21 protein-coding genes and 1 pseudogene are annotated in these 21,386 nt (G+C 68.1%); 4 read left to right on the top strand and 18 right to left on the bottom strand.

Translation table 11 applies throughout. The features are described from left to right. Positions 1-129 (bottom strand): annotated as a pseudogene (locus ACWDTP_RS26750) (WYL domain-containing protein); the annotation flags it as partial. A gap of 82 nt (positions 130-211) precedes the next feature. Between ACWDTP_RS26750 and ACWDTP_RS26745 the strand changes: the two are divergent. Next, positions 212-559, top strand: a complete 348-nt coding sequence (locus ACWDTP_RS26745; RefSeq protein ID WP_450025422.1) for a hypothetical protein — start codon at positions 212-214, stop codon at positions 557-559. A 3-nt stretch (positions 560-562) separates the two neighbouring features. On the opposite strand, the gene pafA is transcribed toward ACWDTP_RS26745, so the two are convergent. The 4 genes from pafA to ACWDTP_RS26725 all read right to left on the bottom strand — a co-directional run bounded on the left by pafA (position 563) and on the right by ACWDTP_RS26725 (position 4,304). Further along, a complete protein-coding gene (gene pafA, locus ACWDTP_RS26740; RefSeq protein ID WP_450025420.1) occupies positions 563-1,921 on the bottom strand; it encodes a Pup--protein ligase in 1,359 nt (452 codons plus the stop codon). Positions 1,922-1,993: 72 nt separating this feature from the next. Next, positions 1,994-3,127 (bottom strand): RNA polymerase sigma factor, encoded by a 1,134-nt coding sequence (locus ACWDTP_RS26735; RefSeq protein WP_450025418.1) that lies wholly within the window; start codon positions 3,125-3,127, stop codon positions 1,994-1,996. 9 nt (positions 3,128-3,136) lie between these two features. Next, positions 3,137-3,544: a YciI family protein gene (locus ACWDTP_RS26730; protein ID WP_450025416.1), complete on the bottom strand. Its 408-nt coding sequence runs from the start codon at positions 3,542-3,544 to the stop codon at positions 3,137-3,139. Between the two features lie 64 nt (positions 3,545-3,608). Next, complete coding sequence (locus tag ACWDTP_RS26725; protein ID WP_450025414.1) at positions 3,609-4,304, bottom strand: TetR/AcrR family transcriptional regulator; 696 nt, start codon at positions 4,302-4,304, stop codon at positions 3,609-3,611. 82 nt (positions 4,305-4,386) lie between these two features. On the opposite strand from ACWDTP_RS26725, the gene ACWDTP_RS26720 reads away from it, so the two are divergent. After that, positions 4,387-4,824, top strand: a complete 438-nt coding sequence (locus tag ACWDTP_RS26720) for a hypothetical protein (RefSeq protein WP_450025412.1) — start codon at positions 4,387-4,389, stop codon at positions 4,822-4,824. Here the strand turns inward: ACWDTP_RS26720 and ACWDTP_RS26715 are convergent. The 7 genes from ACWDTP_RS26715 to ACWDTP_RS26685 form a co-directional block, all read right to left on the bottom strand. Next, a complete protein-coding gene (locus ACWDTP_RS26715; RefSeq protein ID WP_450025410.1) occupies positions 4,821-5,609 on the bottom strand; it encodes an IclR family transcriptional regulator in 789 nt (262 codons plus the stop codon). The genes ACWDTP_RS26720 and ACWDTP_RS26715 overlap by 4 nt on opposite strands. Before the next feature lie 15 nt (positions 5,610-5,624). After that, the gene (locus ACWDTP_RS26710) at positions 5,625-7,142 is read right to left on the bottom strand and encodes a GMC family oxidoreductase (RefSeq protein WP_450025408.1); all 1,518 of its coding nucleotides are present in this window, start codon (positions 7,140-7,142) and stop codon (positions 5,625-5,627) included. Next, entirely contained in the window at positions 7,135-8,619 is a 1,485-nt protein-coding gene (locus ACWDTP_RS26705) for an APC family permease (protein ID WP_450025428.1), read from the bottom strand. Before ACWDTP_RS26705 ends, ACWDTP_RS26710 begins: the two co-directional genes overlap by 8 nt. Before the next feature lie 81 nt (positions 8,620-8,700). Then, complete coding sequence (locus ACWDTP_RS26700; RefSeq protein ID WP_450025426.1) at positions 8,701-10,203, bottom strand: aldehyde dehydrogenase family protein; 1,503 nt, start codon at positions 10,201-10,203, stop codon at positions 8,701-8,703. Between the two features lie 12 nt (positions 10,204-10,215). Continuing rightward, positions 10,216-11,370: an aromatic ring-hydroxylating oxygenase subunit alpha gene (locus ACWDTP_RS26695; protein WP_450025406.1), complete on the bottom strand. Its 1,155-nt coding sequence runs from the start codon at positions 11,368-11,370 to the stop codon at positions 10,216-10,218. Further along, a complete protein-coding gene (gene solA, locus ACWDTP_RS26690; RefSeq protein ID WP_450025404.1) occupies positions 11,367-12,500 on the bottom strand; it encodes an N-methyl-L-tryptophan oxidase in 1,134 nt (377 codons plus the stop codon). Before solA ends, ACWDTP_RS26695 begins: the two co-directional genes overlap by 4 nt. Positions 12,501-12,502: 2 nt before the next feature. After that, entirely contained in the window at positions 12,503-14,944 is a 2,442-nt protein-coding gene (locus ACWDTP_RS26685; protein WP_450025402.1) for a GcvT family protein, read from the bottom strand. Between the two features lie 168 nt (positions 14,945-15,112). Between ACWDTP_RS26685 and ACWDTP_RS26680 the strand changes: the two genes are divergently transcribed. After that, positions 15,113-15,991, top strand: coding sequence for an alpha/beta fold hydrolase (locus ACWDTP_RS26680; RefSeq protein WP_450025400.1), 879 nt, complete (start codon positions 15,113-15,115; stop codon positions 15,989-15,991). Here the strand turns inward: ACWDTP_RS26680 and ACWDTP_RS26675 are convergent. Further along, positions 15,933-16,535: a TetR/AcrR family transcriptional regulator gene (locus tag ACWDTP_RS26675; RefSeq protein ID WP_450025424.1), complete on the bottom strand. Its 603-nt coding sequence runs from the start codon at positions 16,533-16,535 to the stop codon at positions 15,933-15,935. The genes ACWDTP_RS26680 and ACWDTP_RS26675 overlap by 59 nt on opposite strands. 63 nt (positions 16,536-16,598) lie before the next feature. Here ACWDTP_RS26675 and ACWDTP_RS26670 point away from each other — a divergent pair, with 63 nt between their 5' ends. Beyond that, on the top strand, positions 16,599-17,306 hold the full coding sequence (locus tag ACWDTP_RS26670; protein WP_450025398.1) for an SDR family NAD(P)-dependent oxidoreductase: 708 nt from the start codon (positions 16,599-16,601) through the stop codon (positions 17,304-17,306). A gap of 3 nt (positions 17,307-17,309) precedes the next feature. Here the strand turns inward: ACWDTP_RS26670 and prcA are convergent, their stop codons facing one another. The 5 genes from prcA to thpD all read right to left on the bottom strand — a co-directional run. Further along, positions 17,310-18,041, bottom strand: coding sequence for a proteasome subunit alpha (prcA, locus tag ACWDTP_RS26665; protein WP_450025397.1), 732 nt, complete (start codon positions 18,039-18,041; stop codon positions 17,310-17,312). Further along, positions 18,041-18,853: a proteasome subunit beta gene (gene prcB, locus ACWDTP_RS26660; RefSeq protein WP_450025395.1), complete on the bottom strand. Its 813-nt coding sequence runs from the start codon at positions 18,851-18,853 to the stop codon at positions 18,041-18,043. Before prcB ends, prcA begins: the two co-directional genes overlap by 1 nt. A 56-nt stretch (positions 18,854-18,909) precedes the next feature. Beyond that, positions 18,910-19,104 (bottom strand): ubiquitin-like protein Pup, encoded by a 195-nt coding sequence (locus ACWDTP_RS26655; RefSeq protein WP_450025393.1) that lies wholly within the window; start codon positions 19,102-19,104, stop codon positions 18,910-18,912. Between the two features lie 106 nt (positions 19,105-19,210). Beyond that, positions 19,211-20,707, bottom strand: a complete 1,497-nt coding sequence (gene dop / locus ACWDTP_RS26650; RefSeq protein ID WP_450025391.1) for a depupylase/deamidase Dop — start codon at positions 20,705-20,707, stop codon at positions 19,211-19,213. A gap of 10 nt (positions 20,708-20,717) precedes the next feature. Continuing rightward, on the bottom strand, positions 20,718-21,386 hold a 669-nt coding region (gene thpD / locus ACWDTP_RS26645; RefSeq protein ID WP_450025389.1), incomplete at its 5' end, for an ectoine hydroxylase.

Below are 21,386 nucleotides of genomic sequence, written 5' to 3'. Positions count from 1 at the left end.
CGCCTCGTCGCTGGGGCTGTCGGCGTACCCGGCGACACTGGTTCGGATCTTGTCCGCCGGCAGGAAGGAACGGGTGGACAGCAGCGCGATGACGAGATTCATCAACCGCTCGACTTTGGAGACCGCCACGCGCACAGCTTAAGGCGTCGGTTATCCACAGCCGCCGATAAGCGCACCGGAAGTGTCGCCGGTCGGCGGTAGGCTTCAATCCGTGGAGTCCGAAGACCTCGAGGCACGCGTCGCCGCCCTGGAATCCGAGGTGCGTGACCTAGGCGCGCGGGTGCGGTCGAGCGAGCAGGACGCCGCGGCCGCCCGCGTGCTGGCCGGCGCCGCCGACCGGGATGTGGACGAGGTCCGAGCTGAGATCCGTGACTTCCGTCGCGCCACGACGGGGAGCTTCAACGCCATGCGGGAGGACTTCAGCGATCTCCGCGAGCACGTCGACCGCGGGTTCACCGAGATGCGAGGCAAGTTCGACGCCGCTGCGGCAGGCCAGCAACAGATCGTCGACCTGATTCAGACCGTGATCGACAATCAGGGCGGCAAACCAAAGCCCTGACCGCTACATGCTGGCGATCAGCCGCTTCACCCGCTCGTCGACCGACCGGAACGGATCCTTGCACAGCACGGTGCGCTGGGCCTGGTCGTTGAGCTTGAGATGCACCCAGTCGACGGTGAAGTCCCGGCCGGCTTCCTGTGCGGCGCTGATGAACTCACCGCGCAGCTTGGCCCGGGTGGTCTGCGGCGGCGTGTCGACCGCGGCGTCGATGTCCTCGTCGGTGGTGATCCGGGCCGCCAGTCCCTTGCGCTGCAACAGGTCGAACACTCCCCGGCCACGCTTGATGTCGTGGTAGGCCAGGTCGAGCTGGCTGATCTTGGGATCGCTCAGCTCCATGCTGTAGCGGTCCTGGTAGCGCTGGAACAGCTTGCGCTTGATCACCCAGTCGATCTCGGTGTCGACCTTGGCGAAGTCCTGGCTCTCGACCGCGTCGAGCTGGCGGCCCCACAGGTCGACCACCTGCTCGATCTGGGTGCTCGGTTCGCGGGTCTGCAGGTATTCGACGGCGCGGGTGTAGTACTCGCGCTGGATGTCCAGGGCGCTGGCCTGCCGCCCGCCGGCCAGCCGGACCGGACGGCGACCGGTCAGGTCGTGGCTGACCTCGCGGATCGCCCGGATCGGGTTGTCCAGCGAGAAATCCCGGAACGGCACCCCGGCCTCGATCATCTCCAGCACCAGCGAGGCGGTGCCCACCTTGAGCATGGTGGTCGCCTCGCACATATTGGAGTCGCCCACGATGACATGCAGGCGGCGGTACTTCTCGGCGTCGGCGTGCGGTTCGTCGCGGGTGTTGATGATGGGCCGGGACCGGGTGGTGGCGCTGGAGACGCCTTCCCAGATGTGCTCGGCGCGCTGCGACAGGCAGAACGTGGCGGCCTTGGGGGTTTGCAGCACCTTGCCGGCACCGCAGATCAGCTGGCGGGTGACCAGGAACGGCAGCAGCACATCGGAGATCCGGGAGAATTCGCCGGCCCGCACGATCAGGTAGTTCTCGTGGCAGCCGTAGGAGTTTCCGGCCGAGTCGGTGTTGTTCTTGAACAGGTAGATGTCGCCGCCGATGCCCTCGTCGGCGAGCCGCTGCTCGGCGTCGATCAGCAGATCCTCCAGGACGCGCTCACCCGCGCGGTCGTGGGTGACCAGCTGGGTGAGGTTGTCACATTCGGCGGTCGCGTACTCGGGGTGGCTGCCCACATCGAGATACAACCGCGCGCCGTTGCGTAGAAAGACGTTGGAACTGCGGCCCCACGACACCACCCGCCGGAACAGATAACGGGCGACCTCGTCGGGACTGAGCCGGCGGTGGCCATGGAACGTGCAGGTCACACCGAATTCCGTCTCGATACCCATGATTCGTCGCTGCACGATATCGAGCTTACGGGGTGGTTCACAGTAACGGTGCGCAAGCCGGTGACGCGCGTCCTTTCCCGCCCCACCTCATCGGGTGTTGAGCCGGGCGGCCTGACGGGTCAGGTAATCACGCTCGGCGAGGTTGGACGCCCGCCGGGCGGCCTCGGCATACAGCCGGGCCGCCGTCGCCGGGTCACCGTCGCGCTCGTGCAGATACGCCGCGACCGCGGCATGGCGGGGCAGCGAATCGTCGAGCCCGGCCAGCGCGGCCAGCCCGGCCCTGGCACCGTCGGCCTCCCCGACGGCCACCGCGCGGTTGAGCGCCGCGACCGGATTGCCGGTCAGGCGCACGAGCTCGTCGTACCACTCGACGATCTGCACCCAGTCGGTCTCCCCGACCGTGCGGGCGTCGGCGTGCAGCGCCGCGATGGCGGCCTGGGCCTGGAACTCCCCCAGCCGGTCGCGAACCAGGGCCGCCTGCAGGATCTGCACGCCCTCGGCGATCAGGCGGGTGTCCCAGCTGCCGCGGTCCTGCTCGGCGAGCGGCACCAGACTGCCGTCGGGCGCGGTCCTGGCGGCCCGCCGGGCGTGGTGCAGCAGCATCAGGGCGAGCAGCCCGGCGACCTCGGGGTGGTCGATCGCGGCCGCGAGCCTGCGGGTGAGCCGGATCGCCTCGGCGGCGAGGTCGACATCGCCCGAGTAGCCCTCGTTGAACACCAGGTAGAGGACGCGCAGCACCGTGGCAACGTCCCCGGGCCGGTCCAGCCGGACCCCGGAAAGGGTTCGCTTGGCCCGGCTGATGCGCTGCGCCATGGTCGCCTCGGGCACCAGGTAGGCCTGGGCGATCTGGCGGGTGGTGAGCCCGCCGACGGCGCGCAGCGTGAGCGCGACCGCCGACGACGGCGTCAGCGACGGATGTGCGCACAGAAAGTAGAGCTGCAGAGTGTCGTCGACGGCGGACGGCTCGGCCCGGCGTTCCCGTTGCACGAGGTCCTCGCGCCTGCGCCGGGCGGTGTCGGCGCGCGTCGCGTCGAGGAAGCGGCGCCAGGCCACCGTGACCAGCCAGCCTTTGGGGTCCTGGGGCGGGTCGGCCTGCCACACCCGGATCGCCTCGACCAGCGCGTCCTGCACGGCGTCCTCGGCCGCCGCGAAATCGGCTCCGCGGCGGACGAGGATGCCCAGCACACTCGGCGAGAGACTGCGCAGCAGCGTCTCGTCCATCCGCACCCGTTACTCGGTGATGGTCGGCGTATGGGTGAGGAACGGGCGCAGCTCCAGCCATTCGTGGATCGGCTTGCCGCCGGCGCCCGGCGCCGCCGAGAGCTCGCCGGCCAGTTCCAGCGCCCGCTCGTAGCTGTCGACGTCGATGATCATCCAGCCCGCGATGACGTCCTTGGTCTCGGCGAACGGGCCGTCGGTGACCGGTGGGCGCCCTTCCCCGTCGTAGCGCACGAACGTGCCCTCCGGGGCCAGCGCCTGGCTGTCGATGTATTCGCCGGTCTGCTCCAGCCGGTCCGCGAAATCCTGCATGTACTGCAGGTGGGCCGTCACTTCCTCGGGTGTCCACTCGCCCATCGGCACGTCGTTGACCGATGCCGGGGCGCCGCGGTAGTGCTTGAGCAGCAGGTACTTGGCCATCGTGGTTTCTCCTCGGTGGTGGTGCGACCCATTGTGGTCGCGTTCATGACTGGGACGGAGCCGGTCACGGATTCTCGACATCGGCCGCCGACATTGTTGAGCCGATCCCGGCGAGCGCACCGGCCGACATGCCGAGGATGCGTTCGAACGCCTGCCGGTAGGCGGCCACCGCCCGCTGCGCGTGCGGACCGCTGATGTCGGCGCCGACGGCACCGTCGGCCTCGATGGCGTCGATGAAGGCGTCGGCCAGGTGCAGTCCCATCCCGGTCAGGATGCCCGCCGCCTCGTGCGGATAGTCGGTGTCGAAAACCCCTTCGGTGCAGCCCTGCCGGATGATGGCCTCCAGCATCGGCGCCGTGGTGTGCATCGACCCCTGGGTCATCTTCTGGCGCAGCAGGGCGTTGTTCTCGTCGTGCCACAACCGGATCAGGGTGGCCACCGCGGTGGGATGGTCCGATTTCCACGCGCTCGATGCCGCGAAGTAGGCGTACAGCTTGTCGAGCGCACCGCGGCCCGGATCGTCGACGATGGCCTGCATCTGCGCGGTGGCGTTTTCGCCGATCGCCTCGACGACCCCGTCGAGCAGCGCCCGTTTGGACCGGAAGTAATGGTAGAGAGCGCCTTTGGAGATGTGCAGGGTGCTCAGCACATCCTCGATGGTCATCGCCGCGTAGCCCTTGTCGTGCATGAGCCGCAGGGCGACATCGAGGATTTCGCGTCGCCGGGTGGCGTACTCGTCCGGTTTGACCTGCCGTGCCATTGATCCTCCCTTGACGTCGGCCGCGAGCCGAGTCTAGCGTATTAACCGACCGGCAGTCGGTTTATTAATTGCAGGAGGCCAGATGCCAACGCCCACCCCGCAGGCCCGGTACCGGACCCGGATCTTCGCCAGGGTCCTCGGCCCGTTCGTCGCTGTGGCCACCCTGATCATCGCGATCCGGCTGCCCCAGCTCGGCGATCTGCTGTCCGACCTGTTCACCAGCGGCACCCTGCCGTGGATGCTGGGCGCGGCCATGCTGCTCATGGGCCTGGTCGTGATCGCCTTCCACCAGTACTGGTACAGCGTCACCGCGGTGCTGATCTCACTGTTCGGCTGGTTCGTGGCGCTGCGCGGGGTAGCGATGATGGCCTTCCCCTCGGCGATCGAGTCCGGCGCCGACGCCGCGGTCACCAGCCCCGGCCCGCTGATCGCGGCCAGGGCCTTCTTCCTGGTGCTGGCCGCGATGGGGCTGTGGTTCAGCTATGTGGGCTGGCGCCCCGAGGCACCGGCGGGCAGCTAACGGCCGGCGGGTTCCACCCAGCCGAGTCGCCTGCTGATCCCGTCGGCGGCGGCCTGCGTCAGTTTGGCCACCTCCTCGAAGCGGTCCGCACCGAGTCGATACGACGGCCCCGAAACACTCAGCGCCGCAACGACTTGCAGGTCGGCATCGTAAACCGGTGCGCCGACGGCGTTGAGGCCGACTTCGAGTTCCTCGGTGACACTGGCCCAGCCGCGTTCGCGCACCGCCGCCAGTTCGGCGGACAACCCGTCGATCGTGTCGATGGTGCTGGGCGTGAACGATTCCAACGTGGCAGGCAGCCGGTCGCGGACCGCATCGGTGTCCAGACCCGCGAGCAGTACCTTGCCACTCGAGGTCGCGTGCGGCGGGCAGGTCTGGCCGACCCAGGTTCGCAGGGTGATCTCGGCGGGCCCGATGGACTCGACGATGTTGATCACCCGGTCCCCTTCGAGGATCGCCAGATTCGTGGTCTCCCCCACATCGTCGCTGAGCCCGTCACAGAAGTCCTGGCTGAGCTTTCCCACGTCAAGCTGCCCACTGCTGGCCCTGGCCAGTCGCGCGATCGAGAACCCCAGCCGGTATTTGCCGCGCCCGGATACCTGTTCAACGTAGCCGCGGGACTCCAGCACCGAGATCAGTCGGGACACCGTCGACTTGTGAACGCCCAGTTCGTTTGCTATTTCGGTGACACCGGCCTGCCGCAGCTTCGCCAGGATCTCCAGGACGAGCAGCGCGCGGTCGACGGATTGGACCGCCGCTCCCGTTCGCTCGTCACCCTTGGCCATTACCCCCAGCCTAGATCAGGCCTTTCGGATCAGGTCGGCGCACCGCTCCGCCATCGTCATGACGGTGATGTTCGGGTTCACCGCGGGCAGTTTCGGCATCGCCGACGCGTCGACCACCCGTAGCCGCGACACCCCCTTGACCCGCAACTGTGGATCGAGCACCGCCATCGGATCGTCGGGCGCGCCCATCCTCGCCGTCGCCGCCGGATGGTAGACGGTGTTGTGGCACCGGTGGATGTAGTCCAGCAGCTCGTCATCGGTGACGGCGTCGGGTCCGGGGGCCAGCTCACGCGCCACCCAGGGTTCGAGCGCCGCCTGCTCGGCGATCCGGCGGGCCAGCCGCACCCCGGCCAGCATGATCCGGTCGTCGTACCCTTCCGGATCGGTGAAATACCGCGGGTCGACCTTCGGCCGGTCGCGGAAATCGCGGCTGCGCAACCGCACGGTGCCGCGGGAGCGGCCCTGAGTCACGTTGGGCGTCAAGCAGAATCCGTTGTCGGTCGTCGGGTATCCGCGGCGCAGCGTGTTCATATCGAACGGCACGCTGCCGTAGTGCATCATCAGATCGGGCTGCGGCGTTCCGTCGTCGACCGTGGTGAACAGCCCGATCTCCCACCACTGTGTCGACGTGGTGACCATCGGGCGGGACGCCTCCCAGAACACCAGGCCCTCGACGTGGTCATCCAGGTTGGACCCGACGCCCGGCGAGTCGACGCGGACGTCGACGCCGATCTCGCGCAGATGCGCGGTGGGCCCGATCCCGGACAGCATCAACAGTTTCGGGGTGTCGATGGCGCCCGCGCACACGATCACCTCTCGCCGTGCGGCGACGGTGTCGTAACCGGTGAGGTCGGGACGCTGGTAGCGGATGCCGGTCGCGGCCAACGTGTCGTCGAACAGGATCTCGGCGATCCAGCAGTCAGTGCGGACCTCGAGGTTGCGCCGGCTGTCGAGGATGGGGTGCAGGTAGGCATGCGAGGACGACATCCTGGTGCCGTCCTCCGATGCGTTGATCTGGAACCACCCGGCCCCGTTCCGGACGGTCCCGCCGCGGTTGAACGCGACCGTCGGCAACCCCACCGCCGCCGCCGCTTCCAGCACCGCGGCACCGCAGGGGTCCACCGGTGGGACGTCGCGCAGCTGCACGGTGTCTTTCACTCGTGCCGTCAGTGGCAGGATCTCGGCGGCGCTCCACCCGGTCGCGCCCATCTCCACCCAGTCGTCGAGGATTTCGGCGGGCGGCAGGAACGCGATGCAGGAGTTGTGCGATGAGCACCCTCCGAGCACCTTGGCCCGCGCGTGCCGCATGAACGAGTTACCACGCTCCTGCGGCTCGACGGGATAATCCCAGTCGTAGCCCGAATCGAGCAGATGCATCCACTCCGAGAGCATCAGGATGTTGTCGTCGCCGACGTCGGACGGCCCGGCCTCGACCAGGCACACCGTCACGCCGGGATCTTCGGACAGCCGCGCCGCCAGCGCGCAGCCGGCGCTGCCGCCGCCGGCAATGACGTAGTCGAAAAGATCAGGCATCGGTCCTCGCAGCGTGGGATTCCAAGCAGCCGATGTGGTTGCGGCCCTTGAGGAGATACCACAGCAGGCCCGCGCCGAGGATCACCCCGATGTAGACGAACGCCCCCCAGGTGTTGTACCAGGGTTCGCCGTAGACGGCCGCGCGCGGCCACGCCAGGTTCAGTGCCATGCCGATACCCCACACCACCGCGACGATGTTGACCGCCAGCCCCCACCGGCCCATGGTGAAGTAGCCGCCTTCGGCGAGATCCTTTGGCGGCCACTGCCCCTGTAACCGCTTCTTGAGCATCGGCCCGGTCACCATCAGGTACGCCAGGTAGATCATGATGATGGCGATCGACGTGAGCACCGTGAAGATCTTCGGCTGTTCGATGTTGATCACCAGGATCACGACGGCGATCACGCCGATGGTCACCGCCGGCACGATCGGGGTCTGGGTCTTGGGGTTGACCGTCGCCAGCCTCTCCCCGAACGGAAGCGCGTTGTCGCGGGCCATCGCGAACGTCAGCCGGATGGCCGCGGTGTGCACGGCCAGGGTGCACACCGTCACCGCGATGACGATGCAGATCAGGAAGACCGTGCCGAGCGGGCCCCACATGACCTGTTCGACGATGTACTGCAGTCCACCGGAGCTCTCACCGAGCTGCGGGTCCGCCAGGTCGGGCGCGGCCATGACGGCGAAAACCAGGATGGCGCCGCCGATCACGAACGATGCCAGGATCGCCCTGGCGATCGCCTTCGGTGCGGTGCGCCGCGGTTCGACGGTCTCCTCGCCGAGCGAGCTCGCGGTGTCGAAGCCGTACATGACATATCCCGATGCCAACGACGCCACCAGGAAGGCGCCGAGGAACCCGGCACTTTCGCCGGCCCCATACCCGTTGCTGGAGAAGAAGATGTCGGGTCCACGCTCGATATTGATGGCGAGCAGGAAGGCGATCAACACGGCCGCGATGAGTTCGATGAACACCCCGGCGCTGTTGATCCGCGACATCAGCTTCACCCCGAGGGCGTTGACCAGTGTGGTGAACGCGATCAGCACCGTTCCGAGCAGGACGGCGTTGGCGGCGTAGTCGTACTCACCGGTGCCGTCGCCGATGACCTGGAATCCGCTCCACACCCGGGGCAGATTGAGCTGATAGGCCAGCGCCACCGCCGAGATGGTCACGATCGACGCGGTGAGCATCAACCAGCCGGATATCCATCCGACCAGTCGGCTGGCCAACTTCTTGCTCCAGTTGTACACCGAACCCGCCACCGGATACTTCGCCGCGAGCTCCATGAAGCACAGCGCCACGGCCATCTGCCCGACGAACACGATCGGCCACGACCACAGGTAGGCCGGTCCCGCCGTGCCGAAGCCGAAGTAGAACAGTTGGAACGTGCCGGTCAGGATGGAGATGTAGCTGACACCCGCCGCGAAGCTGGCGAACTTGCCGATGCTGCGGTCCAACGACTCCCGGTAGCCGAAGTCCTCCATACCGCTGTCCGACTGACCAGTTCCCGTCGCTCCGCTCGCCCCGGTCGGATCTTTGACCACCACGATGCCTCCTCAGCCCCCTCAGCCCTTGAACCAGCCGGCGGGTGCCGGTGCGGTGTTGTGCCAGATGTGCTTGACCTCCTGATACTCCGCGAGCCCGGTCGGTCCGAGTTCGCGCCCATTGCCCGACTTGCCGAAGCCGCCCCACTCGGCCGCCGCGGTGTAGTAACCGAAGTCGTTGAGCCAGACGGTTCCGTGCCGCAGCGCCCGCGCCACCCGTTCCCCCCGCGCCGGGTCGGCTGTGCGCACGCCGGCCGCGAGCCCGTATTCGGTGTCGTTGCCCAGCGCTATCGCCTCGGCCTCATCGGTGAATCGCTCCACCGTGAGGATCGGCCCGAAGGTCTCCTCCTGGACGATCCGCATCGACCGGTCGCAGCCGTCGAAAATGGTGGGCAGGTAGAAGCTGCCGCGGGCCAGCGCCGGATCGGCCGGCCGGGCACCGCCGGTCACCAGCCGGGCCCCCTCGGAGATACCCTGCGCCACATATGCTTCCACCTTCGCCCGGTGCTGCTCGGAGACCAGCGGACCGGTCTCACTCGCCGGGTCGGTACCGGGGCCGATGCGGATCCGCTCGGCACGCCCGGCGAGCGCGGCGACGAAATCGTCGGCGATGGACTCCTCGACGATCAGCCGGGTACCGGCCGAGCACACCTGCCCGGAATGCAGAAAACACCCGGTCAACACGTGATCGACGGCTGCGTTGAAATCATCGGAATCCGCGATATCGGCGAACACGATGTGCGGGTTCTTGCCCCCGAGTTCGACCGCCACCTTGGTGACGTTGGCGGCGGCCACCCTCGAGATGACGGTGCCGGTCGCCAACCCACCGGTGAACGAGATGAAATCGACGTCCGGGTCGGCGGTCAGTGCCTCGCCGAGCACCGCGCCGCTGCCCTGCACCAGGTTGACAACGCCGGGCGGTACCGAGAACTCGCGGGAAGCCTCCTCAAGCAGGTGGACGAAGGCGATCGTCGACAGCGGCGTCACCTCGCTGGGCTTGGCGACCATGGTGCATCCCGCGCCGAGCGCAGGCGCGATCTTCCACGACATCTGCAGCAGCGGATAGTTCCACGGCGCGATCAGCACGCACACCCCGATCGGTTCGCGGACCACCCGGCTGATCACGGCGGGATCGCCGACGTCGACCACGCGGTCGGCCTGCACCGCGACCAGCCTTGCGTAATAGCGGAACACCGAGGTGACGTCGTCGATATCGATTCGGCTTTCGGCCAGCGTCTTTCCGGTGTCCCGGGTCTCCAGCGCCGCAAGGTTTTCTTTGTCGCGCTGCAGCAGGTCGGCGACCCGGTCCAGCAGCGCCGCGCGTTCGCTCACCGGGGTGGCCGGCCAGGCGCCGTCGTCGAAGGCGGCGCGGGCGGCGGCGACGGCATCGCGGGCATCGCCGGGAGTCGCCTCGTCGACGACCGCCGCCAGGCTCCCGTCGGCGGGATCGATGATCTCCCTGGTGCCGCGGTCGGACGCCGGACGCCACCGCCCGCCGATGTACAGGTCCGGCTCACCGTCCATATAGGTCACCCCTCACTCACCGAGACGCGACATTACCCACTCCTGGAACGCTCCGATGTGGTGTTCGGCCGGGACGAGCACACCGCCGCGGCGATATGCCCGCGACGACATCGCCGGCTGTGTTCGCTCACATGCCGCGAAATCCTGCTCGTTGACCCGGTGGAACAACTCCACCGAGCGGGATACGTCCCGCCCGGAGGCCACCAGGTCGGCGGTGTAGAGCCAGTCGCATTCGACGATGGTCCGGTCGGCCGCGACCGGGAACATGCGGTGGAAGATGATGTGGTCGGGCGCCAGGTTGACGAAGACCGTCGGCTTCACCGTGATCGCGAAGTAACGCCGGTCCTGCTCATCGGTGATACCCGGCAGCCGCTCGAATCCTTCGGAGCCGTCGATGGTGAATCCATGGACGTCCGAACCGAATTCGGCGCCCAGCCCGATGTTGGCCTGGGCCGCGGTGCCGCGGGCGAACTCCGGGAGCACACCGAGGAGCTCGGGGTGGATCGAGCTACAGTGATAGCACTCCATGAAGTTCTCGACGATCAGCTTCCAGTTGGCCGCCACGTCGTAGACGATTCGGCGGCCCACGTCCAGACCGCCGATGCCGTACCGGTTGATCGCATCGGCATCACCGAGTGTCCTGGTCGCCTCGCCGACGACATCCTCGAACGGCGGCGGCGTGTCGGCCAGACAGACCCAGGCGTAGCCGAGCCACTCGGTGAGCGCCACCGGCACCAGGCCGAACTGGTAGCGGTCGATCGGCGCGCCGTCGTCGTCGATCAGTGACCCGAGGTTGGGGGCGGCGACGAGCTTGCCGTCCAGGGCGTAGGTCCAGGCGTGATACGGACAGCGCAGGTTGCGTCGCACCTGTCCCTGCGCCTCGACGCACAGCTGGGCGCCACGATGCCGGCAGATGTTCAGGAAGGCTCGTAACAGCCCGTCGCGGCCGCGGACCAGCAGCACGCTCTCGCGGCCGATCTGGACCTTCCTGAACTGACCGGCCAGCGCGAGGTCGGCCGTCCGCACCGCACACACCCAGACCGCCTCGAAGATGCGCTCCTGCTCGGCCGCGAAGACGGCCGGGTTGGTGTAGTAGTCACCACCGAGGGTGGCGTGCAGCGCCGACGACGGGCTCACGGTGGCTGTGCGGGGCGGGAGTTCACTCATGCGGTCACCAGTCGCTTCGGGTCGAACAACGAGATGGGATGGCCGGTCGCGCCGGTGATGGCGAGGTCGGCGAGGATCTCCCCGACCACCGGGACGAACTTGAATCCGTGTCCCGAGAAGCCGCACGCCACCGTGACATTCACGCTGTCGGGGTGGCGTGCGATCACGAAGTGCTCGTCGGGGGTGTTGGAGTACATGCAGGTCGCCGAGTGCACACACGGACCGTCCAGCGTGGGCACCAGTTCGGTGACCCGATCCCTCATCTCGGCGATCTCCCGGTCACCCACGGTGCGGTCGATGGTCTCCGGCGTGCAGACGATGCCCTTGCGGAAGAACGCGACCTTCACGCCGCCCCGTGGCCCGTCGATGGCGGGGAAGCCGTAGACCTGCATACCGTCGGCGCCCTGGTGGATCCAGATCGGATGGTCGACGAAAGGCGTTGTGCCGCCGCGTGGACCGAACCAGTACAGCACCTGACGTTCGACGGTGATGGGGATGTCGAACTCGGCGAGCAGCTGCGGCGCCCATGCGCCGGGGCAGATGACCAGCCGGCCCGCGCGGTAGCGGCCACGCCCGGTGCTGACGCTGACGCCGCCGGCGGTCTCGCCCCACTCGATCACCGGCTCACCGAAGTGCAGATCCGCACCCGCGCGTTCGGCCAGGTCGATATGTGCCTGGACGGTCAGCTCCGGCCGCGCGAACCCCGCTTTGGCCTCGTAGAGGGCGATGTCGCCGGGATACGGGGTGAGGGTCGGGAAGCGCCGCCGGATATCGGCCGCGTCGAGCATCTCGTAGGGCAGACCCCATTCCCGGCTGGCGCGTTGACTTCCGGCGACGGTCAGGCAGTCCGGCGATCCCATGAACAGGCCACCGGTCTGGCGGTACACCTCGCGCCCGGTGTCGGTGGCCAGCCGATCCCACAGTTCGTAGGCCCGCAGCAGCAGCGGAACGTAGGCCGGGTCCTCGAAGTAAGACTGCCGGATGATGCGTGAGCCGCCGTGGCTGGAGCCCTTGCTGTGCGCGGGCGTGTATTTCTCCAGCCCGAGTACCCGCAGGCCTCTGGCGGCGAGGTGGTAAGCGGCTGCACTGCCCATCCCGCCGAGACCGATGACGATGACATCGTGTGCCATGTCTACCTCTTGATCCGGGTCATCTCGGGGTCGACCACCGGCTCGGCATGCACCACGGCGGTGTGCCGGGTACCGCGGTAGTCCACGGTGACCCGCTCACCCAGGGCGGTGTCGGCGGGCAGCCATGCATAGGCGATGGTGCGTCCGACGGTCGGTGAGTACCCGGCACTGGTCACGTATCCGACGCACCGGCCGTCGACGAACACCGGTTCCTTGCCGAGTACCACGGCGGCCGGTTCGTCGAACACGATGCTGCGCAGCATGTTCTGCGGTGGGGCGGCACTTTCCAACGCCGCCTTGCCGATGAAATCGGCCTTGTTCATCTTCACCGCGAAGCCGACTCCGGCCGCGGCGGGCTGGTGCTCGGCGGTCATATCGGTCCCCCACAGCCGATATCCCTTTTCGATCCGCAGGCTGTTGAACGCGATCCGCCCTGCCGCGATCACACCGTGTTCCCGACCGGCATCGAACAGCAGATCCCACAGTGCGGCACCGTATTCCGCGCCGGCGTAGACCTCCCATCCCAGCTCGCCGACATAGGAGACCCGCAGCATGGTGACGGGTATCGCGCCGAGGTGGGTCTGCAGTGCGCGGAAGTACTTGAACGTGTGATGGGACAGGTCGTCGGGGCACAGCGGTGCCACCAAGTCGCGGGCCCGCGGTCCCCAGACGCCCACGCAGCACGTGCCGCCGGTGATGTCGCGCAGCAGCACACCGTCGGGAAGATGGCGGCTGAGCCAGTCGAAGTCCATCGGCCCGTTGACGGCGACCTGGAACCGGTCGTCGGCGAGCCGGGCGACGGTGATATCACTTCGGATACCGCCGGACTCGTCGAGCAGCATGGTGTAGGTGACCGAACCGACGCTCTTGTCGACGTTGTTGGTCGACATCCGTTGCAGGAACGCCGCCGCGCCGGGGCCGCCCACCTCATAGCGCGTCAGCGGGGTCATGTCGTATATCGCCACCTGCTCACGCGTCCACTGCGCCTCGGCGATCGAGATCGGCGACCAGAACCGCGCCGACCAGTCGTCGCGTTCCTGCACGGCCAGTCCCTCGGCCCGCAGCCGTTGCGCCAGTTCGGCGTTCGCCTCGTAGTAGGCGGGGCGCTCCCAGCCGCCACCCTCGTAGAAGTACGCCCCGAGTTCCTGCTGGCGCGCATGGAACGGGCTGGTGCGCAGACCGCGCAGCGCGGTGCGGAACTGATAGGGGTGGATGACGTCGTAGACCTCGACGAAGGCCTGTGAACTGGTCTGCAGGATGAACTCCGGGCTACGGGCCACCTCCTCGAACCGGTACAGGTCGCACTCGTGGACGTCGATGGACGGGGTACCGTCGACGATCCACTCCGCGGTCGCCTTGGCGACGCCTGCGGAATGCGTCACCCAGACGGCCTCGGCAACCCAGAACCCACTCAGCTCGCGGTGCTCGCCCATGATGGAAAAACCGTCCGGCGTGAACGAGAAGATGCCGTTGAAGGCCTCCTCGACCTTCGAATCGTCAAGGGCGGGCAGGAGTTCGGCCGCATCGGCCCAAGCCGCGGCGAAGTCCTCATCGGTGAACGGCAGCATAGACGGCATCGACTCACCGGCGGTGTCAGCGGCCAGGGTGGACAGATCGACCGGCATCGGCCGGTGGTTGTAGGAGCCGATACCGATGCGGTCGAGGTGCTCGCGGAAGTACAGATCGGCGTCCTGGTGGCGCAGGATGGGCAGACCCGCTTGGGACAGTTCGCTGTTGCGGCCGACCAGCGCGGCAATCTGTCCGGTCTTGGCGTACTGGTGCGCCATCGGCACCAGCGGTAGCACCAGGCCGACCTGCCTGGCCAGTTGAGCGCCCCAGAACCCCGCGGCGCACACCACGACATCGGCGTCGATCACGCCGGCCGAGGTGCGCACCCCGGTGACGCGGCCACCCTGTTCGAGGATGCCGAACACCTCGGTGTGGGGCAGGAAAACCGCACCGCGGGCCGTCGCGCGCCGGGCCTGGGCCTCGGCCGCACGCACAGCGTTGGCCAAACCGTCTGTGGGCGTGTGGAATCCGCCGAGGACCCGGTCGGGATCCAGCAGCGGGTGCAGCGCGACGCATTCGGCGGGCGAGCGCAGCGTGCCCTCGATACCCCAGGCCTGCGCCCAGCCGGCCTTGCGGTGCAGGTCCGCCCAGCGCTCCGGCGTGGTGGCGATCTCCAGTCCACCGACCGGATTGAACGCCCAGCCGGCGGGGTGGTCCAGGGTGTTGAACTTCTCCACGGTGTAGCGCGCGAACGCACTCATCGTCTTGGACGGATTGGTCTGGAACACCAGGCCCGGTGCGTGCGATGTTGAACCGCCGGTCGCGAACAGCGGACCGCGGTCGACGACGGTGACGTCCGTCCAGCCGCGGGCGGTCACCTCATCGGCCAGTGCGGTGCCGACGATGCCGGCGCCGATTACGACGACTTTTGCCATACCTCGACCGCCCCCAATGCGTACCGAAGTTTGTTGCGTTTTACGCAACGCAATGTTGAAGACGCAACACATGCTCCTCCGGCGGGCACGCCACGTCAACCGGGACACGGAGAAATCTGATTCACCAACCCGGCACACCACCCGGTGCGGCCAGGCCAGAATTGAGCGATGTCGTCGCGGACGTCGCACAGCGCCCCGGTGGACGGCTTCCGGTTGGCCTTCGAGCGGTCCGGGACCCCCGGCGCGGCACCGGTCATGCTGCTGCACGGCTGGCCGGGTAGCCGGCGCGACCACCGGCACGTGGCACCGCTGCTCGCCGACGTCGCCGATGTGGTGGTCCCCGATCTGCGCGGGTTCGGCGGTTCGGATAAGCACGCGGTGTCGGTGCAGCACTTCTACAGCGCCAGCGCCCAGGCCGCCAGCGTGGTCGGGCTGATCACCGAACTGGGCCTGCACGAGGTTGTGCTGGCCGGCTACGACGTCGGCAGCCGGGTCGCCCAGAGTGTCGCCCGCATGCATCCGCACCTGGTGAAGGCGCTCGTGCTGTCACCGCCGCTGCCCGGCGCCGGGGACCGGGTGCTCAGCCCGCACGCGCAGCACGAGTTCTGGTATCAGGCCTTTCACCAGCTGCCCATCGCGGACACGATGATCGACGGCAACCCCGAGGCGGTGCGCGAGTACCTGCGCCATTTCTGGAATCACTGGTCGGGACCGGAGTTCCGCATCGCCGAGGCCGACCTGGACCGGTTGGTGTCCGACTATGCCCTGCCCGGCGCGTTCACCGCATCGCTGGGCTGGTACCGCGCCGGCGCCGGGACCGTCGCGCAATCGCTGACCGAGCTACCCCCGGGTCGCGCGGTGAAGATCCACGCCAGTACCGATGTGCTGTGGCCCGAACATGATCCACTGTTCCCGCCGCAATGGGCCGACCGGCTCGAGCACTACTTCCTCGACGTCCGGTTGCACACGGCGGCCGGCGCCGGGCATTTCACACCGCTGGAGTGCCCGGAGGAGTTCGCCGGCCTGATCCGGCGGGCGGTGCGCTGACCGGGCTCTTCAGCCCGTCCAGGACGAAGCCGAGGTGCCTGCGCCACACTGCGTCCTCACCGTCGGCCATCGCGATCACCTTCGACATCGCCCACATCAACGTCGCGAGGTCGGCGGTGCCGAAATCGGCCCGCAGCGCCCCGGCGTCGCGAGCCCGTGCGACGACGGCATCCAGCAGTCCCCCGGCCCGGCCGCATTCGCCCGCGACATCGACCGAGCCGACCGGGTTGCGGGAGATGGCATCGTTGATGGCGCGGTCGCCGGCCTGCATCGTGAACAGCTCATCGAGGAATCCGGTGAAGCCGTGCCATGGATCGGGATCCGCCATGGCCCGTTGCGCCATACCGTCGACGGCTGCCACCAGATCGGCCAGCACCGCATCCACCAGCGCCCCACGGTTCGGGAAATGGTTGTAGAGGGTGCCGATGCTCACGCCGGCGCGGCGGGCGATCTCGTCGAGCGGCACGTCGACCCCGCGTTCGGTGAACAGCTCGGCGGCGGCCGCCAGTAGGCGGTCGCGATTGCGGACCGCATCCGCGCGCATCGCCGACACCCGGTCAGCATAGCGAAGTTGAGGGCCTCCTCAGCTTCTGGTATCAAGTTGAGTATGACCTCAACTTCTTCCCCGGTCCTGGCCGTACTCGGCGTGGGACCCGGACTCGGAATGTCGATAGCGCACCGGTTCGGCGCCTCGGGATACCGCGTCGCCCTGATTTCCCGCTCCTCACAACGGCATCCGGACTACCTCGCCGCGCTGGCGGCACACGGTGTCGACGCGGCCGCCTATGTGGCCGATGCGACCGACCCGGCCCAGCTGCGCGCGGCGGTCGACGCCGCGCGGGACCGCTTCGGCCGCATCGACGTCGGCTACTACGGTCCGGCCGCCCTGGACGTCGCTACCGGCGACATCGCCGAACTCGACGCCGCGGGCGCGAAGGCGGCGCTGGACGCCATCGTTCCCGCGGTCGACTTCGCCTCGCAACTGTTACCGGAGATGCGCGGGCGCGGCAGCGGTGGCCTGCTGTTCGCCGGCGGGCTCAGCAGCGTGCTGCCGATGCCCGGGCTGGGCGGGCTCGCCCTGGCCGCCGCGGCGCTGCGCAATTACGCGATCACGCTGCACGCCGCGCTGGCGCCGGCCGGGATCTATGCCGGCACGCTCACCATCGGCGGCCTGATCGAACGCGGCGACATCCACCGGGCTCTGGCCGGGTCCGGCCGGTTCCCGTCGCTTGACCCCGACGAGCTGGCCGAGACCGCGTGGCGCCTCTACCGTGACCGCACCGAGGCCGAGGCCGTCGTCAACGTGCTGACCTGACGGCTACTTCGCGTCCTCGGACGAACTCGAATTCGCTTCTGGCAGCAGCGCTTCCAACGTCGCACCGGTGATCCGGCGAAAACAGCGCCGCGGCCGCTTCGCGTCGAGCACCGCGACCTCCAGCGTTGCCGGTCCCAGTACGCGCCGCTCGGATCCGTCGCCGCTGGCGCTGAGCGCCTCGACGGCGATCTTCACCGCCGCGTCCAGGTCGGCATCCTCGACGTAGGATTCGCCGAGCGCGGTCGAGATCGGCTCCGTGGTTCCGCCCATCACCACGAAGTGCGGCTCGTCGGCGATCGACCCGTCATAGGTGATCCGGTACAGCTCAGGGGCTTTGGTCTCGCCGTGGTGGGCGACCTCGGCCACGCACAATTCAACCTCGAACGGCTTGGCCTGTTCGGTGAAGATGGTGCCGAGGGCCTGCGCGTACACATTGGCCAGCTGACGCCCCGTCACATCGCGGCGGTCGTAGGCATACCCGCGGGTGTCGGCGTACTGGATCCCGGCGACCCGCAGCTTGTCGAACTCGTTGAACCGCCCGACGGCCGCGAAGCCCACCCGGTCGTACAGCTCGCTGACCTTCTGCAGGGACCGTGACGGGTTCTCGGCGACGAACAGCACGCCGCTGTCATACCTCAGGACGACCACGCTGCGGCCGCGGGCGATGCCCTTGCGCGCGAGCTCGGAGCGCTCACGCATCGCCTGTTCCGGCGAGATGAAATACGGGAAACTCATCAGCCTTCACCGCCTGTCCTGGTGCGGCGCGCGATGACCTCTCGGGCGAGTTCGGCGATGCGCTCCTCGGCGATGTCCTCGGCGCCGTCGGCGCCGATCGTCACCGCCGTCGGGTAGATGCCACGCACCAGATCCGGCCCGCCGGTGGCGGAGTCGTCATCGGCGGCGTCGTAGAGCGCCTCGATGGCCACCTTCAACGCCGAGTCGGGGTCCACCGCTTGCGAATACAGCTTCTTGATCGAGGATTTCGCGAAGATCGAACCGGAGCCCACCGACTGGTAGCCCTCCTCCTCGATGTTCCACCCACCCGCGGCGTCGAAGGACACGATGCGACCGGCGTTCTGCGGGTCGGCATCGTCCAGGTCGTAGCCGACCAGCAGCGGCAGCGCCACGAATCCCTGCAGGGCCGCACCGAGGTTGCCCCGCACCATCGTCGCCAACCGGTTCACCTTGCCGGGGAAGGTCAGCGCGACCCCCTCGACCTTCTCGTAATGCTCCAGCTCGACGGCGTAGAGCCGGGCGAACTCGACGGCGATCGCGGCCGTACCGGCGATGCCGGTCGCGGTGTAGTCGTCGGTGATGTACACCTTCTGCACATCGCGGCCGGCGATCATGTTGCCCTGCGTCGACCGCCGGTCACCGGCGATCACGACACCGCCGGGGAATTTGAGCGCGACGATCGTGGTTCCGTGCGGAACGGCGCTCGTCGGGTCGGTGCCGTGGGTGCCGCTCATGCCGTCGGCGACCCGGTTGACCGGCAACAGTTCCGGGGCCTGTCGGCGCAACAGGTCAGAGAAGGACGACAGGTCCATAGGTACAGACGGTATTCCTGAGTTGATTTGAGGGAGGGACAGGTTTTCGCGCCAGGTCACTGGCCGCCCTTTTGGACGTACGCCCGCACGAAGTCCTCGGCGTTCTCCTCGAGAACGTCGTCGATCTCGTCCAGCAGGTCGTCGGTGTCCTCGGCGAGTTTCTCGCGACGCTCCTGCCCGCCGGCCGAGGCACCGGGGAGGTCGTCGTCCTCACCGCCGCCACCGCCACGCTTGGTCTGCTCTTGAGCCATCGCTGCCTCCTGCAATTGTCTTCGGCGGGCTCACCACCGCCCAACCGGTTCCTCCACAGTACCGGTCAGCACCCGAATCGCCCGGATTAGCTCACCGGCGGAAACCTCAGTTGGTGAGTTGTTCGACGAGTTCGCCGGCGCTGTCCACCGAGTCCAGCAGCGCCCCGACGTGCGCCTTGCTGCCCCGCAGGGGTTCGAGGGTTGGAATCCGCACGAGCGAATCCCCACCCAGATCGAAGATCACCGAGTCCCAGCTGGCCGCGGCGATATCGGCGCCGAACCGGCGCAGGCACTCGCCGCGGAAATAGGCCCTGGTGTCGGTCGGCGGGTTGTCGACGGCATCGATCACCTGCTGTTCGGTGACCAGCCGGCGCATCGAGCCGCGCGCCACCAGCCGGTTGTACAGCCCCTTGTCGAGCCGCACATCGGAGTACTGCAGGTCGACCAGATGCAGACGCGGCGCCGACCACCCCAGGTTCTCCCGGCGCCGGAAACCCTCGAGCAGCCGCAGCTTGGCCGGCCAGTCCAGGATCTCGGCGCACTCCATCGGGTCACGTTCGAGCAGGTCGAGCACGTTGGCCCAGGTTTCGACGACGTGCGCGGCGCGCGGATCCGGGTCGCGGCTGTCGACCAGCTTGGCCACCCGGTCCAGATAGATCCGCTGCAGGGCGAGCGCGGTCAGCTCGCGGCCGTCGGCCAGGGCCACCGTGGCGCGCAGCGCCGGGTCGCGGCTGATCACGTGTACCGCGTGCACCGGCCGGGCCAGCGCCAGGTCGCTGAGGTCGATCCCCTCCTCGATGAGATCGAGCACCAACGCCGTGGCGCCGACCTTGAGATAGGTCGACGTCTCGGCCAGGTTCGCATCGCCGATGATGACGTGCAGCCGCCGATACTTGTCGGCGTCGGCGTGCGGCTCGTCGCGGGTGTTGATGATGCCGCGCTTGAGCGTGGTCTCCAGGCCGACCTCGACCTCGATGTAGTCGGCCCGCTGCGACAGCTGAAACCCCGGCTCGTCGCCGTTCGGACCGATCCCCACCCGGCCAGAACCGGTCACCACCTGACGCGACACCAGGAACGGCGTCAGGCCGGCGATCACCGCCGAGAACGGCGTCTGGCGGCTCATCAGGTAGTTCTCATGCGAACCGTAGGAGGCGCCCTTGTTGTCGATGTTGTTTTTGTAGAGCTGCAGCTTCGCGGCGCCGGGCACGCTGGCGACGTGACGCGCCGCGGCCTCCATCACCCGCTCGCCTGCCTTGTCCCAGATCACCGCGTCCATCGGATCGGTGCACTCGGGCGCCGAGTACTCGGGGTGGGCGTGGTCGACGTAGAGCCGCGCGCCGTTGGTGAGGATCATATTGGCCGCACCGACCTCGTCGGCGTCGACGATCGGCGGCGGCCCCGAGGTCCGGGACAGATCGAATCCGCGGGCGTCCCGCAGGGGCGACTCCACCTCGTAGTCCCACCGCGTGCGCTTGGCCCGCTGGATCCCCGCCGCGGCCGCGTACGCCAGCACCGCCTGGGTGGACGTGAGGATCGGATTGGCGGTCGGATCGGACGGCGAGGAGATTCCGTACTCGACCTCGGTTCCGATGATCCGCTGCATACCACCCAGCCTAGGTGACGGGCTCTGCGCGCCTGGCCGCCAGGTATTCCGGACGGCGGCGGGGCGCCGCGTACGGTTCGACCAACGCGTTGTCGACCGAGTTGAACACCAGGAACACATTCGACCGCGGCAGCGGTGTGATGTTCGAGCCCGATCCGTGCAGCAGGTTGCAGTCGAACCACAGCGCGGATCCCGGCGGCCCGGTGAACTGGGCGATGCCGTCGTGGTCGACAGCCTTCGTCAGGGTCGTCTCATCGGGCACGCCGACGTTCTGCGCCACCAGCGAGGAGTCGTGATTGTTGTCCGGCGTCGCGCCGACGCACGGGTAGAACGTCTGATGCGAACCCGGCACGACCATCAGCGACCCGTTGTAGGGATAGTTGTGGGTGAGCGCGATCGAGCACGACACCGCCCGCATCGCCGGCATGCCGTCCTCGGCGTGCCAGGTCTCGAAGTCGGAGTGCCAGTAGAACCCGGTCCCGGTGAATCCCGGCATCAGATTGATCCGGGCCTGGTGGATGTAGACGTCGCTGCCGAGCAGTTGACGCGCCACCGGCAACACCGTGTCCAGCCGGACCACCTGCGCGACAAGGTCACTCAGCAGGTGCGGTTCGAAGATCGACCGGATGGTTCCACCCGGCTCCCGGACGACCCGCGGGTCGTCGGCGTCCAGATCCGC

It is taken from the genome of Mycobacterium sp. NPDC003449, assembly GCF_053588415.1.
The sequence above is the reverse complement of the archived record's forward strand: the minus strand, read 5'-3'. Positions and strand labels throughout refer to the sequence as shown.